The 13,552-nt window shown below is 69.9% G+C and carries 8 protein-coding genes; 7 read left to right on the forward strand and 1 reads right to left on the reverse strand.

Features of this window, described 5'->3' with window-relative positions; all coding sequences use genetic code 11:
* Positions 1 to 242: 242 nt before the first annotated feature.
* The 6 genes from ACFVXE_RS01605 to ACFVXE_RS01630 all read left to right on the forward strand — a co-directional run bounded on the left by ACFVXE_RS01605 (position 243) and on the right by ACFVXE_RS01630 (position 10,816).
* The gene (locus tag ACFVXE_RS01605) at positions 243 to 1,463 is read left to right on the forward strand and encodes a thiolase family protein (RefSeq protein ID WP_389668100.1); all 1,221 of its coding nucleotides are present in this window, start codon (positions 243 to 245) and stop codon (positions 1,461 to 1,463) included.
* A 73-nt stretch (positions 1,464 to 1,536) separates the two neighbouring features.
* Positions 1,537 to 3,666 (forward strand): 3-hydroxyacyl-CoA dehydrogenase NAD-binding domain-containing protein, encoded by a 2,130-nt coding sequence (locus ACFVXE_RS01610; protein WP_389668102.1) that lies wholly within the window; start codon positions 1,537 to 1,539, stop codon positions 3,664 to 3,666.
* 163 nt (positions 3,667 to 3,829) lie between these two features.
* Positions 3,830 to 4,885, forward strand: coding sequence for a signaling protein (locus ACFVXE_RS01615; protein ID WP_389668104.1), 1,056 nt, complete (start codon positions 3,830 to 3,832; stop codon positions 4,883 to 4,885).
* A gap of 295 nt (positions 4,886 to 5,180) precedes the next feature.
* Positions 5,181 to 7,187, forward strand: coding sequence for a hypothetical protein (locus ACFVXE_RS01620; RefSeq protein ID WP_389668106.1), 2,007 nt, complete (start codon positions 5,181 to 5,183; stop codon positions 7,185 to 7,187).
* A gap of 52 nt (positions 7,188 to 7,239) precedes the next feature.
* Positions 7,240 to 8,736 (forward strand): SDR family oxidoreductase, encoded by a 1,497-nt coding sequence (locus ACFVXE_RS01625; protein ID WP_389668108.1) that lies wholly within the window; start codon positions 7,240 to 7,242, stop codon positions 8,734 to 8,736.
* 73 nt (positions 8,737 to 8,809) lie between these two features.
* Positions 8,810 to 10,816, forward strand: a complete 2,007-nt coding sequence (locus ACFVXE_RS01630) for a glycosyltransferase (protein WP_389668110.1) — start codon at positions 8,810 to 8,812, stop codon at positions 10,814 to 10,816.
* An 87-nt stretch (positions 10,817 to 10,903) separates the two neighbouring features.
* On the opposite strand, the gene ACFVXE_RS01635 is transcribed toward ACFVXE_RS01630, so the two are convergent.
* Positions 10,904 to 12,025, reverse strand: coding sequence for a hypothetical protein (locus ACFVXE_RS01635; RefSeq protein ID WP_389668111.1), 1,122 nt, complete (start codon positions 12,023 to 12,025; stop codon positions 10,904 to 10,906).
* Positions 12,026 to 12,362: 337 nt separating this feature from the next.
* Here ACFVXE_RS01635 and ACFVXE_RS01640 point away from each other — a divergent pair, with 337 nt between their 5' ends.
* Entirely contained in the window at positions 12,363 to 13,457 is a 1,095-nt protein-coding gene (locus tag ACFVXE_RS01640; protein WP_389668113.1) for an LCP family protein, read from the forward strand.
* The last annotated feature ends 95 nt before the right edge of the window (positions 13,458 to 13,552 follow it).

The raw sequence follows: 13,552 nt of genomic DNA on the forward strand, positions 1-13,552 counted from the left end.
CCCGCACCGCCCTCGAACGCCGGCGGGGCCCACCGAGTGGGCCCGACCGGCGTTCGGCGTGTGCGGACCGTCCGGCGTCCGGGGAGGAATCGGCCGTCCGGCCGGCTGCGCCGTGTGTGACCTTCGCCGCTCCCGCCGTGGGGGGTGGGCAGTCTGGTTACTCGCAAGTAGCATGATGGTGGCGGCGCACTTCCGGGTGCGCCGCGCAGCAGTGCCATCCCGCACCCTGGAGGAGAGCCATCGTGCCTCGTACCATCCGGGACGTCGTCTTCGTCGACGGCGTCCGCACCCCGTTCGGCAAAGCGGGCCCGAAGGGCATCTACCACGAGACCCGCGCCGACGATCTCGTCGTGAAGGCCATCCGGGAGCTGCTGCGCCGCAACCCGGAACTGGACCCGGCCCGTATCGACGAGGTCGCCATCGCCGCGACCACCCAGATCGGCGACCAGGGTCTGACGCTGGGCCGTACCGCCGGAATCCTGGCCGGTCTGCCGCAGTCCGTCCCCGGTTATTCGATCGACCGCATGTGTGCGGGCGCCCTGACCGCCGTCACGTCGACGGCCGGTTCCATCGCCTTCGGCGCGTACGACGTCGTCGTCGCCGGCGGTGTCGAGCACATGGGCCGCCACCCGATGGGCGAGGGCGTGGACCCGAACCCGCGCTTCGTGTCGGAGAAGCTGGTCGACGAGTCCGCCCTGTTCATGGGCATGACCGCGGAGAACCTGCACGACCGCTACCCGCAGATCACCAAGGCCCGCGCCGACGAGTACGCGGTCCGCTCGCAGGAGAAGGCCGCCAAGGCGTACGCCAACGGCAAGATCCAGCAGGACCTGGTGCCGGTCTCCGTGCGCCGTACCAACGCCGAGGCCGGCGAGACGGGCTGGGGCCTGGTCACCGCCGACGAGCCGATGCGTCCGGGCACCACGCTGGAGTCCCTGGCCGGTCTGAAGACCCCGTTCCGCCCCCACGGCCGCGTCACCGCCGGTAACGCCGCGGGGCTCAACGACGGCGCCACCGCCTCCCTGCTCGCCGCCGAGGACGTCGCCCGCGAGCTCGGCCTCCCGGTCAAGATGCGCCTCGTCTCGTACGCCTTCGCCGGTGTCGAGCCGGAGGTCATGGGCTACGGTCCGATCCCCGCGACGGAGAAGGCTCTCGCCAAGGCCGGGCTGACGATCGGTGACATCGGTCTCTTCGAGATCAACGAGGCGTTCGCCGTGCAGGTGCTCGCCTTCCTCGACCACTACGGCATCGCCGACGACGACGCGCGCGTCAACCAGTACGGCGGCGCCATCGCCTACGGCCACCCGCTGGCCTCGTCCGGTGTGCGTCTGATGACGCAGCTGGGCCGGCAGTTCGAGGAGCAGCCGCAGGTCCGCTACGGCCTGACCACCATGTGCGTCGGCTTCGGCATGGGCGCGACGGTCATCTGGGAGAACCCGAACTTCGACGGAGGCAACGCGTGAGCGAGCGCAGCGAGCGAACGGACAAGAGGTGCAGCCTGAGCGAATGCTGGGCCGAGCGAAGCGAGGGTCAGGCATGAGCTCCACCACTGAACTTCTGAAGGGCGCAGCCGAGCTGTTCCCGGGCGAGGTCGTCACGCAGGCGCACGTACGCCACCTCGACCTGCCGGCGGGCGCGGGCAGGTTCGCCCTCATCACGCTGGACAACGGCCTGGACCACACCAAGCCGACCACCTTCGGACCGCAGTCGCTGGCGAACCTGAACGCCGCCGTCGACCAGGTCGAGAAGGAGGCCGCCGAGGGTGCGATCGCCGGTATCGGCATCACCGGCAAGCCGTTCATCTTCGCCGTCGGCGCCGACCTCAAGGGCGTCGAGCTGCTGAAGAACCACGACGACGCGCTCGCCATCGGCAAGGGCGGCCACGACGTCTTCCGCCGCCTCTCCGGCCTCGCGGTCCCGACGTTCGCGTACTACAACGGCGCGGCGATGGGCGGCGGCGTCGAGGTCGGTCTGCACTGCTCGTACCGCACCGTCTCCAAGGCGCTGCCCGCGTTCTCGCTGCCCGAGGTCTTTCTCGGCCTGGTCCCCGGCTGGGGCGGCTGCGCCCTGCTGCCGAACCTGATCGGCGCCGACCGCGCGGTCTCGGTGATCATCGAGAACTCGCTGAACCAGAACCGTCAGCTCAAGGGCAAGCAGGTCTTCGAGCTCGGGATCGCCGACGCCCTCTTCGAGGGTGCGGACTTCCTGGAGCAGTCGCTGATCTGGACCGCGGACGTGCTGAACGGCACGGTCACGGTGGAGCGCCCCGAGGTCGACCGCGGTGACGCCTGGGACCAGGCCGTCGCCCGTGGCCGGGCCATCGCCGACTCCAAGGTGCACGGCGCAGCCCCGGCCGCGTATCGCGCGCTGGAGATCATCGCCGCGGCGAAGGACGGCGACCTGAGCGCCGGCTTCGACGCCGAGGACCAGGCGCTCGCGGACCTGATCATGGGCGGCGAGCTGCGCTCCGGGATCTACGCCTTCAACCTGGTCCAGAAGCGCGCGAAGCGCCCGGCCGGTGCCCCGGACAAGAGCCTGGCCCGCCCGGTCACCAAGGTCGGTGTCGTCGGCGCTGGCCTGATGGCCTCGCAGCTGGCGCTGCTCTTCCTGCGCCGCCTGGAGGTGCCGGTCGTGCTGACCGACATCGACCAGGAGCGCGTCGACAAGGGTGTCGGCTACGTCCACGCCGAGATCGAGAAGCTGCTGGGCAAGAGCCGGATCAACCAGGACAAGGCCAACCGCCTGAAGGCCCTGGTCTCCGGTGTGCTGGACAAGGCCGAGGGCTTCTCCGACGCCGACTTCATCATCGAGGCGGTCTTCGAGGAGATCGGCGTCAAGCAGCAGGTGTTCGCGGAGGTCGAGGCGGTCGCCCCGGCGCACGCGATCCTCGCCACCAACACCTCGTCCCTCTCGGTCACCGAGATGGCGTCGAAGCTGCAGCACCCCGAGCGGGTCGTCGGCTTCCACTTCTTCAACCCGGTCGCGATCCTGCCGCTGCTGGAGATCGTCCGCGGCGAGCAGACCGACGACGCCTCGCTGGCCACGGCGTTCGGTGTGGCGCGGAAGCTGAAGAAGACCGCGGTGCTGGTGAAGGACGCCCCGGCGTTCGTCGTCAACCGCATCCTCACCCGCTTCATGGGCGAGATCCAGAACGTGATCGACGAGGGCACCCCGGTCGCGGTCGCGGAGAAGGCCATCGAGCCCCTCGGCCTGCCGATGTCCCCGCTGGTGCTGCTGGAGCTGGTCGGCCCGGCCATCGGTCTGCATGTCTCCGAGACCCTGAACCGCGCCTTCCCGGAGCGCTTCACCGTCTCCGAGAACCTCGCAGCGGTCGTCAAGGCCGGCAAGCGCGGCTTCTACGTCTACGACTCCGGCAAGCCGGAGCTGGACCCGGAGGTCGCCGCGCTTCTCCAGCAGGGCGACGTCGTCCTGTCCGAGGAGCAGGTCCGCGACCGCGTCCTGGACGCGGTGGCGCAGGAGATCGGTCTGATGCTGGACGAAGGCGTCGTCGCCGAGGCCCAGGACATCGACCTCTGCCTGATCACCGGTGCGGGCTGGCCCTTCCACCTGGGCGGCATCACGCCGTACCTGGACCGTGAGGGCGTCTCGGAGCGGGTCACGGGCAAGAAGTTCCTGGACCAGGGCGTGGCGAGCGTTCCGGCGTAACACCACTGCCCGGCGACGGAGGGTGCGGCTCGCAGGACGGGCCGCACCCTCCGTGCGTCGACCGGGCCGTCCGGACTCGACGGGGTGGTGACAGAATGTCCGGTCTCATCCCTGAGGTGGACGGTGTTCCGTCCCTGAGCAGAGACGGCGGTCACCGTCAGGCATGGCACGTACCGGCAGTCTCATCGGGCGCAGAGCACTGATCGTCGCGTGCGCCGGCACCGTGATCGCGGCCGCCGGAGGCGTTCTGCTGCCGCGCGGACCCGACCCCGATCCGCAGGACGACGGCAGACCCGCGGGACCGGTCGGACTCTTCGACGTCTCCGCGGCGTCGGAACTGCTGCCGCCCAGCCCGCTGCACCATGTCTCCGGCCCGCAGTCGGTCTCGTACGGCGACGGGTCCGGCACGGTGTACGCGCTCCAGGTCGTACCGGCCTCGGTCCGGCTGCCCGACGAGCGGCGGCCGCTCGGCGGCCGCGCCCGGCGGCTGGCCGGCGACCTGTGCGTCTCGGTCCTCTCCCGTTCCGGTGCCGAGACCGGGCACATGTATCTGCGGGGGTTCGGGCACGGGATCTCGTTCGGGGTGGAGTCCTCGGGCGGGGAGCTGCTGCTGTGGGTGGAGTCCGACGTGGACCCCAGGACCGGGTACGGGCGGGCCGTCGCCCGGATCCCGTTCCACGACGGCGCGGTGCTCGACAGTTCGTCGCCGCGGGTGCGGCACCACCGCCCGCTGCCCGGCAGCCGGCAGCTCCATCCGACGCTGGATCCGGCAGCCCGCCGCGTGCTGGTCAGCCACTGGATCGGCCGGACCCACCACTACACGGTCTACCGCACGGCGGACTTCGTCTCCGGGCGGTACGAGCCGCTGCACCACGTCGAGGACTCCGCGCTGCGGGACGGCGAGACGTTCCAGGGCTGCGCCCTGCACGGGGATCACATCTACCAGCTGACGGGGCAGCAGTACACGGACGCGGCGGGCGGCAACCCTCCGTCCGCCGGAGGCAACACCTTCGTGTCGGCGATCGACGTGCGGAGCGGGCGGACGGTCGGGCGCCGGAAGGTGACTGCGGGCCCCGGGCTGAACTTCCGCGAGCCGGAGGGCATCGCCGTCCGGCCGGGCCCGGAGGCGCGGCTCTGTGTGGCCTTCTCGGTCAAGACGCCCGGCCGGAGGGAGCTGGCGGTCTACGCGTGTCCGCCCGGAGCCGGGCCCTCGGCTTGAGAGACCTGAGCACCGGGTGAGCTGGAAAGCGTTACGGAGGTCACACCGGAAACCGCAAGTTCATAACTGTTCGGTATCCAGACGTCAAATGTTCGACTTTTGACCCTGTGAATGTTCACCAAAAGCGTCATGAGTGTCTAAAGTTCGATCGGATGCTTCACAAGTTCCTTACGCACCGTCCGCGCCCTGCACTTCTGCGGACCGGCCCCCCACTGTGACGTGCGGCACTCCCGTCCGCATCGGCAACGTAGCCCCTGCGCCGCACACAGATCACTGAAGGAGGGCCCTGCCGCCCATGGGCAAGGCAAAACGTCAGGCCGTGCTTGGGTTCCTGATCACAGCGGCCCTGGTTCTCAGCTTCGTCGCCATGCTGGCGGCAGTCGTGTTGGCTTCGCTCCCCGTCTTCGCCTACGCGACCGCGGTCAGCTACGCGGCCGACCTGCTGCTGCACACTTCCGAGTCCTCGACCCTCGACCGGCTGAGGGATTCACGCTTCGGCCTCACCATCCGGTTCCTGATCCGTCAGTTCCTGCTGCTGGCCCTCTGCGGCTCGATCAGTGACCTCGACTCGTTCGTCGTGCAGATGTCGTCGGTGGGCCTGCTGCTGCTCTTCGTCCTGCAGCTCGCCTACGGCGGGCTGCTGAAGCGGGTCAAGTCCGAACGCGCGGCACTGCCCTTCACCACCCGCGGCCTCGACCTGGAGGCGCTGGGGATCCGGCGGCTGCCCCACCCGTTCCTGATGGACAAGCACGTCCGGAAGATGCTGCACCTGGACGTCCCGCTGGTCGGCGGCACGATCGGCACGATCGCCACCGACCGCTGGGAGTACGTGACGTTCGGCGGCATCGCCTCCGTCTGGTTCGCCTTCGTCGCGGTCCTGGTGCTGATACCCGGGGCCCGGAACGCCCTCGTCCTGCCCTCCGCCGACGACGCCATCGACGAGCTGAACTGGCAGCTGGCGCAGTACCGGCCGCAGGTCGCGCTCTACTTCACCTTCGCCGCTGTCTCCCGCGACTTCATGTACCAGGTCAACATGTGGCTGGAGTCCCTGGAGTCGATGGATCTGCGGCCCATCATCGTCCTGCGGGAACGCGCCACCCTGCGCTTCCTGGACGCCACGTCCGTACCGGTCATCTGCGTCCCGAAGGCCGAGTACCTGGCCCGCGTCGAGATGCCCGAGCTCCGGGTCACGCTCTATCCCGGCAACGCCGGCAAGAACGTGCACATGCTCCAGCGCCATGAGGTCAAGCACGTCTTCATCGGTCACGGCGACAGCGACAAGCTGGCCAGCAGCAACCGGGTGAGCAAGGTCTTCGACGAGATCTGGGTGGCCGGACGGGCCGGACGCGACCGCTACGAGCGCATCAAGCACGCCGTGGCCCCCCACCAGATCGTCGAGGTCGGACGGCCCCAGCTGATGACCCTGCGCCGCTGGACCGGCTCGGTCGGCCAGGCCGTTCCCACCGTCATCTACGCCCCCACCTGGGAGGGCTGGACCGACGACGCCTGCTACACATCGGTCATCCCGGCGGGCGAGCACCTCATCCGTACCCTGCTGTCGCACGAGCGGCAGCTGCGGATCATCTACAAGCCGCACCCGCTGACGGGCACCCGTTCCCCCGCCGCGGCGGCCGCGCACCGTCGCATCATCGCGCTCCTGCAGGAGGACAACGCCCGCCGGTTCGGCCGGAAGATCCTCGACTCGAAGACGGCGGCCCGGCGGCTGGCCCGTATCGACAAGCGGCTCGCGGCGCTCCAGGAGCGCGGTGTCCGCTCGAAGTACCCGGACCTCACCGAGCAGGAGCGGACCACCCGGATCCGTAAGCTCCGTGACCAGGCCGGCACGCTCTACTGGGACTCGCTGCCCGTCGACGCGCACCATGTGGTGACCGACCGGGTCCCCACCCTGTACGACTGCTTCAACCACTCGGACCTGCTGATCGGCGACATGTCGAGCGTGGTCTCGGACTTCGTGGCGACCCGGAAGCCGTACGCGATCTTCAATCTGGAGGGTCTTCCGGACGCGGAGTTCAGGAACGAGCAGCGCACCGCGTACGCCTCGTACCTGCTGGACGCCGAATGCAACGGTCTGGACACGGCGCTCACCGCGATGTTCTCCCGGGACCAGGACGTCATGGCCCCGTACCGGGAGCAGCTCAAGGACTACCTGCTCGGCCCGGACAACCCGCCGTCGGCCGTCCGCTTCGCCCACGCCGCGAACGATCTCTACCTCCGCGGGCTGAGGGACTTCCCGGTCGAGTACCCCGAGTACCCGGACCAGCAGGAGCGGCAGCCTGCCTGACGGGCGTCGCCTGTCCGGCCCGTTCCTCACCTACGACAGAGAGCTCAAAACGTTGACCATCCGCGCAACCCGTCGCCGCACTGTCGCTGTCGTCCTCGCCGGTGGCACCGGGCAGCGCATCGGGCTCGCCATCCCGAAGCAGCTCCTGAAGATCGCCGGGAAGCCGATACTCGAGCACACCCTGCACATCTTCGAGAACGCCCCGGACATCGACGACGTCATCGTCCTGATGACGCCGGATCACGTCCCCGCCGCCGAGAAGATCGTCGCGAGGGCGGGTCTCGGCAAGGTGTCGCGGGTACTGGCCGGTGGCAGCACCCGCAGCGAGACGACGAACATCGCGATCCAGGCGGTGGCGGACCGGCTCGGCGACGGCGAGGACTGCAATCTGCTGTTCCACGACGCGGTGCGTCCGCTGCTCTCCCAGCGGGTGGTCAAGGAGTGCGTCGAGGCGCTGGAGCGGTACCGCGCCGTCGACGTGGCCATCCCGTCGGCCGACACCGTGATCGTGACCAGGACGCACGGCGACGACGGCGAGTTCATCACCGAAGTGCCCGACCGCGGCCGGCTGCGGCGGGGGCAGACCCCCCAGGGATTCCGGCTCTCCACGATCCGGGACGCGTACGAGCGCGCGGCGGCCGACCCGCTGTTCCGCGCCACCGACGACTGTTCGGTCGTCGTCAAGTACCTTCCCGACGTGCCCGTCCATGTGGTCATGGGCGACGAGTACAACATGAAGGTCACCCAGCCCGTCGACGTGTTCATCGCCGACAAGCTCTTCCAGCTGGCCTCGACCACGGCGCCGGCCCCCGGCGACGAGCAGGTCTACCGGGACCGGCTGGCCGGACGGACCCTCCTCGTGTTCGGCGGCGCGCACGGCACCGGGGCGGACATCGCCCGCATCGCCGAGGGGTACGGGGCACGCGTCCACACCCCCGACCGCTCCACCACGGGCACCGATGTGGCAAGCCCCGAGCAGGTGGACGAGGCCTTCGCCAGGGCGTACGCCGAGACGGGCCGGATCGACTACGTCGTCAACGCCGCGGGTGTGCTCCCGGTCGGCCGGCTCGACGAGACGGACATCGCCACCGTTCGCGAGGCGCTCCGGATCAACTACCTCGCCCCGGTGAACATCGCCCGGTCCGCGTACAAGTACCTCGCGGAGAGTCAGGGACAGCTGCTGCTCTTCACCGCCGGCAGCTACACCCGCGGGCGCGCCGAGTACAGCCTCTACTCCTCGACCAAGGCGGCGATGGTGAACCTCACCCAGGCGCTGTCGGAGGAGTGGGCCGAGGACGGCATCCGGGTCAACTGCGTGAATCCGGACCGGACCGCGGCCCCGCTGGGCGGCAGGGCGCTCGGGCGTCAGCCCGGCGGTCCGCTGCTCTCCTCCGAGGAGGTCGCGCGCAGCTCACTCGACGTCCTGCTCTCCGGCATGACCGGCCATGTGATCGATGTGCGCCGGGACGACCCCGCGTCGGCACCCCGCTCGGCCTTCGAGACGGCCCTCTCGCGCGTTCTCGACGACTCCGGCGACCAGCCCGCCTGAGGCCCGCCGGGAGACCACCGCGCGCGGCATTCGGAGCTGAAGCCCTCACGGCCACGGATCCTGGAGGACCCACGTGAAAATCGCATTTCTGATGTACAGCGCCTATGGACAGGCCGGTACGTCCGTCGCCACCGGGACCCTCGCCAACGCGCTCGCCGCCCGGCAGCACGAGGTCGAGCTGGTGAGCGTGTTCCAGTACCACGACGTGCCACCGCTCCGCTACGCGCCGGGCGTCCGGCTGCGCACGCTCGTGGACACCCGCGCGGGCTCGCCCGATCTGAAGGATCCACTGCACGCGTCGGCCTCCCGGCACTGCACGGGGTTCAAGGCCGACGACAAGAACCGCTACAGCCGGCTGATGGACGAGCGGGCCGCCGCCTATCTGGAGAGCTCCGACGCCGATGTCGTCATCGCCACCGCCCCCAACACGGTGTCGCTGCTGAGCGCCCTCGGGACCGGCCGGTACATCACGCTGGGCCAGGCGCACACGCATTACCACCACCAGACGGCGGCCTCGCGGAAGATGCTGGATGCCGCCATTCCGCGTCTGGACGGGTTCGTCACGGTGACCGCGAAGGACGCCCAGACCCACCGGGACGCGTACGGCGCGGTCGGGACGGCGTTCCACGCCATTCCCAACGCCGTCCCCGGCACCTTCCTCCGGGCCGACGTGCACAGCTCACGCATCGTCACGGCGTCGGGCCGGCTGGTCGACTGGAAGCGTTTCGACCTGCTGGTGAACGCCTTCGCGCAGCTCGGCAGGAGGCATCCCGACTGGACTCTGCGGATCTACGGAAGCGGCGAGGAGAAGCCGAAGCTGCGCAAGCTCATCGACGATCTCGGAGCCAACGAGCGCGTCCTCCTGATGGGGCACACCCAGCATCTCCGCGAGGAGCTGGCCAAGGCGGCACTGCACACCTCGACATCGACGGACGAGACGTTCGGCCTGACGATCGTGGAGGCCATGACGTGCGGTGTCCCGGTGCTCAGTACGGCGGGGCCGCACGGCCCGTCGGAGATCATTTCCGACGGGGTGGACGGTGCGCTGTCGCCGGTCGGCGATGTGGACGCGTTCACCAAGAATCTGGACTGGCTGCTGGGGGACGCCGATCTGCGGGCACGACTCGGCGCGAACGCGGTGGAGAAGTCCCGTCACTACAGCAGCGAATCGCAGGCGCAGGCCTACGAGACGTACCTGTCACGGCTGCTCACGGCGCGCGACTTCCGGCCCGAGGCGCTGTGCCGGGCCACCCCCGCGGGTGACCTGGAGTTCGTGGTCGATCCGGCCAGGGCTCCGGGCAGCCGGTTCACCGTGCTCTGCGTCAACGCGGCGGACGGCCGGCAGGCGCTGCTGGCGGCGCAGGTCGAGCAGGCGGCCAACGGGCACCTCTACGCCGTGGTCCCGGCCCGGCTCCGGCTGGCGCCCGGTACGTGGAACGTGCTGCTGCGCCGGGAGGACGACGGCGTCATGCGCAGGGTCAAGGTCGACGAGCTCCAGCAGTCGGCGAACTCACTGATATCGTCTCCGGCGCAGGCCAGCCCGGTGCGCTTCCGTACCTTCACACGTTCCGAGGACGGCGGCTGCCTCCAGATCGTCTCGCGCGAGTTCCCCGCCCACGCGGAGGTGCTGTCGGTGGAGTCGAACGGCTCGCATCTCAATGTCCGCTCGTACGCCCTCGGGGTCACCGCCGGCGTGAGCGGCCCGCAGGTCGACCTCGCCGGTCAGGGTGCGCATGTGATCGCGCAGAGCCGGAAGAACGCGGACGCCTTCGTCACCATTCCGTGCGCGTTCTCGGACGGCGGGGCCTCGTTCACGATCGATCTGCAGCAGTACGCGGACCGGATGATCGACGTCGACACCATCTGGGACCTGTCGCTGGACATTCCGGGGAACCTGACGGTCTCCGGCGAGGCGCACCGGCTGCGGCTGGGGCGGTTCGGTGACGAGATCACGCAGCGCAAGCACGTACACGTCTATCCGAAGCGGACCGTCACCACCGCGCAGGGGCGCTCGGTGACCTTCCACCCGTACTACACCGACAGCAACTACCTGTCCATCGGGCTGAAGCTTGCCTCCTGAGCCGTGTTCCCGCCCCGTGAGGCAACGGGGGCACTCGCCGTGGTGAGTGCCCCCGTTGCCGACGGTTCGGCCCGCAGGGGCGGTTGTTCAGACCCGGACGGAGTGCTCCAGCGCGAGGCCCGGCTCACGGCTCTGCCGGGCGACGCGCAGGGCGCCGTCCTCGCCGACCAGTGCGAGCACCACGCGGCCGTACGCGTCGTACGCGAGCGCGGGTCCGCCGACGCAGCGCTCGCCCGTCGGCGACCACCACACGCCCGCTCCCTCGTTCTCGGTGCCGCAGGCGGTGAGCATGACCTGGCCCTCCTGGTCCCGGTGGGCCAGCACCGTGCAGTCGTAGCCGTCGAGCATGGCGCGCAGCGCGGCCACCGGACCGTACGACGGGGAGCTGTTGAGCGGGATCGCCCAGGTACCGGGGCGGAGCGCCACGATGCCGCCGGTGGCCTCGTCGGCCCAGTAGTACGTCACCCTTTCCGGGGCGGTCTCCAGAGCGGTGGCGCTGCCCGGGAGGTGGGCGAACGGGATGTCCTGGTCCTGCGCGAAGGCACCGGAGGGTTCGTTCTGTCCCCAGCGCATCGTCATCCCCTGCCCGGGCACGAGCACTTCGACGCGGCCGGACGCGGTGGCGACCGCGGCCGCCCCGTCCTGGAGCCGGCCGCCCTTGAGGTCCTGCCAGCCCTCCCACTTGCCGCCCGTCTTCTCGCGCCGCAGGGCGAGCTTCCCGTCGGCGTTACGGGCGAAGACGTGCAGCAGCCCGCCCGCGCCCACCGCGGCCGTCGGAGCGCCGAGCCGGGCCGCTTTCTCGCGGTCCTTGTGGGGGTTGCCGACGGAGCGCCACTCGGTGACGGGTCGGCCGGACTGGAACTGGGTGGCATGCACGACGTCGACGACAGGGCCGTCGTCCTTCCGCACGGTGCGGCGGCCGATGAGGTGCACGAAGCCGTCGGTTCCCTGGGTCACCGACAGATGGGTCAGGTTCGCCACCGGGAAGAAGTCGGGGCCGGCCCAACCGGGGCCGCCGGGGCGGGTCTCCGTCCAGCGGAGCAACCCTCCGTCGCAGGGCGCATAGGCGCTGAGCCGGCCGTCCTTGCCGAGAACGAGCCAGTGTCCGTCGGCCGTCGCCCGCGCCGCCCGGTTCCTGTCTGCGTCGTGGACGCCGGCTCCCGGAACGGGGGCCTTCCCCTGGGCAGCGCGTCTGGATCTGACCGGCATGACGTGAAGTCGTCCTTCCCCATGGTTCCTCGGCCCCGGCCGGGGAGCCGTTTCGGCTCTCCGGCACGCCACGGGCCGAACCCACCCATCATAGATTCCCCGCCCGCCGGGCAGGTCGGCGCTCCTGGGCACCACAAGGATCCGCGAAGGCAACTGCATTACCACGGAACGAATAACAATTCGGTGCCGGAGTTGAAGACCACACGAAGGATCACACAACATTCGAAAATATGTCTATAGTGCACGCTCAGCCCCCCACATGCGTGGACCGGCCCCACCCGAGTCCCCGGCCCCACCCCGGCCCCTGCGGGCCACGAGATCAAGGGACTCGAGCAGGATGAGCCACGACGACGTTCCCCCCGGCCCGCGCGGATCACGGCGGGCGAATCCGCGTAAGAAGGACCGCAGACCCCGCAAGCACAAGGGCTTGAAGATCACCCTGAGTGTCCTGCTCGTGCTGCTCCTCGCCGCCGGTGGCACCGTCTGGTGGCTGTACAGCCGTCTCGACGGGAACATCAAGGGCGTCGACATCGACAAGGCGCTGGGCGACAACCGGCCGGAGAAGCTGCCGACGAGCGGTCAGAATCTGCTGGTCCTCGGTTCGGACTCGCGAGCCGGTGCCGAGAACAAGGCGCTGGGCGGTGGCGGTGGCGTCAGTGGTGCCCGGTCCGACACCGCGCTGGTGGTGCACATACCCGAGGGCCGGCAGAAGGCCGTCGCCGTGTCCATCCCACGCGACACCCTCGTCACCCGGCCCGAGTGCGCCAAGGCCGACGGCTCGACGATGCCGACCGCGAACCGTGTGATGTTCAACTCCGTCTACTCGCAGGTCGGTCCGGCCTGTGTGGTCAAGACCGTCGAGAAGATGTCCGGGGTCCGGATCGACCACTACCTGGAAATCAACTTCGCGGGATTCAAGGACCTGGTCGACGCCATCGGCGGGGTCACGGTCGATGTCCCGCAGGACATCCACGACTCCGCGTCCGGCCTCGACCTCACGGCCGGCCCGCACAAGCTCGACGGCACCCAGTCCCTCTCCTACGTCCGCACCCGGCACGGCATCGGCGACGGCAGCGACCTGGGCCGGATCGGGCTCCAGCAGCAGTTCCTCCTCGCGCTGCTGAGCGAGGTCAAGTCGCAGAACCTGCTGGGCAGCCCGACCAACTCGTACAAGATCGCCAACTCGGCCACCAAGTCGCTGACCACCGACTCCGGCCTCGCCTCGCTGAAGTCCCTCGCGGAGTTCGCCCGGTCGATGAACGGCGTGGACCCGAGCACGATGGAAACGATCATGCTGCCGGTGGCGTACGACAAGCAGGACCCGAACCGCGTGGTGGCGGCCCAGCCGCAGGCCGGTGACCTCTGGAAGGCCATCCGCAAGGACACCACGATCCCGGAGTCGGCGAAGAAGTCCCCGGCCCACGGCGGCTGACGGCCCGTCCGGCGGGCGGAGGTGGCGCCGTACGGTGCGTGGGCCGCCGTACGGCACAGGCGCCGCCCCGCCCCCGTCGCGGCCGCACCGGACGG

The organism is Streptomyces sp. NPDC058231 (assembly GCF_042882275.1).
Classification (GTDB): Bacteria; Actinomycetota; Actinomycetes; order Streptomycetales; family Streptomycetaceae; genus Streptomyces.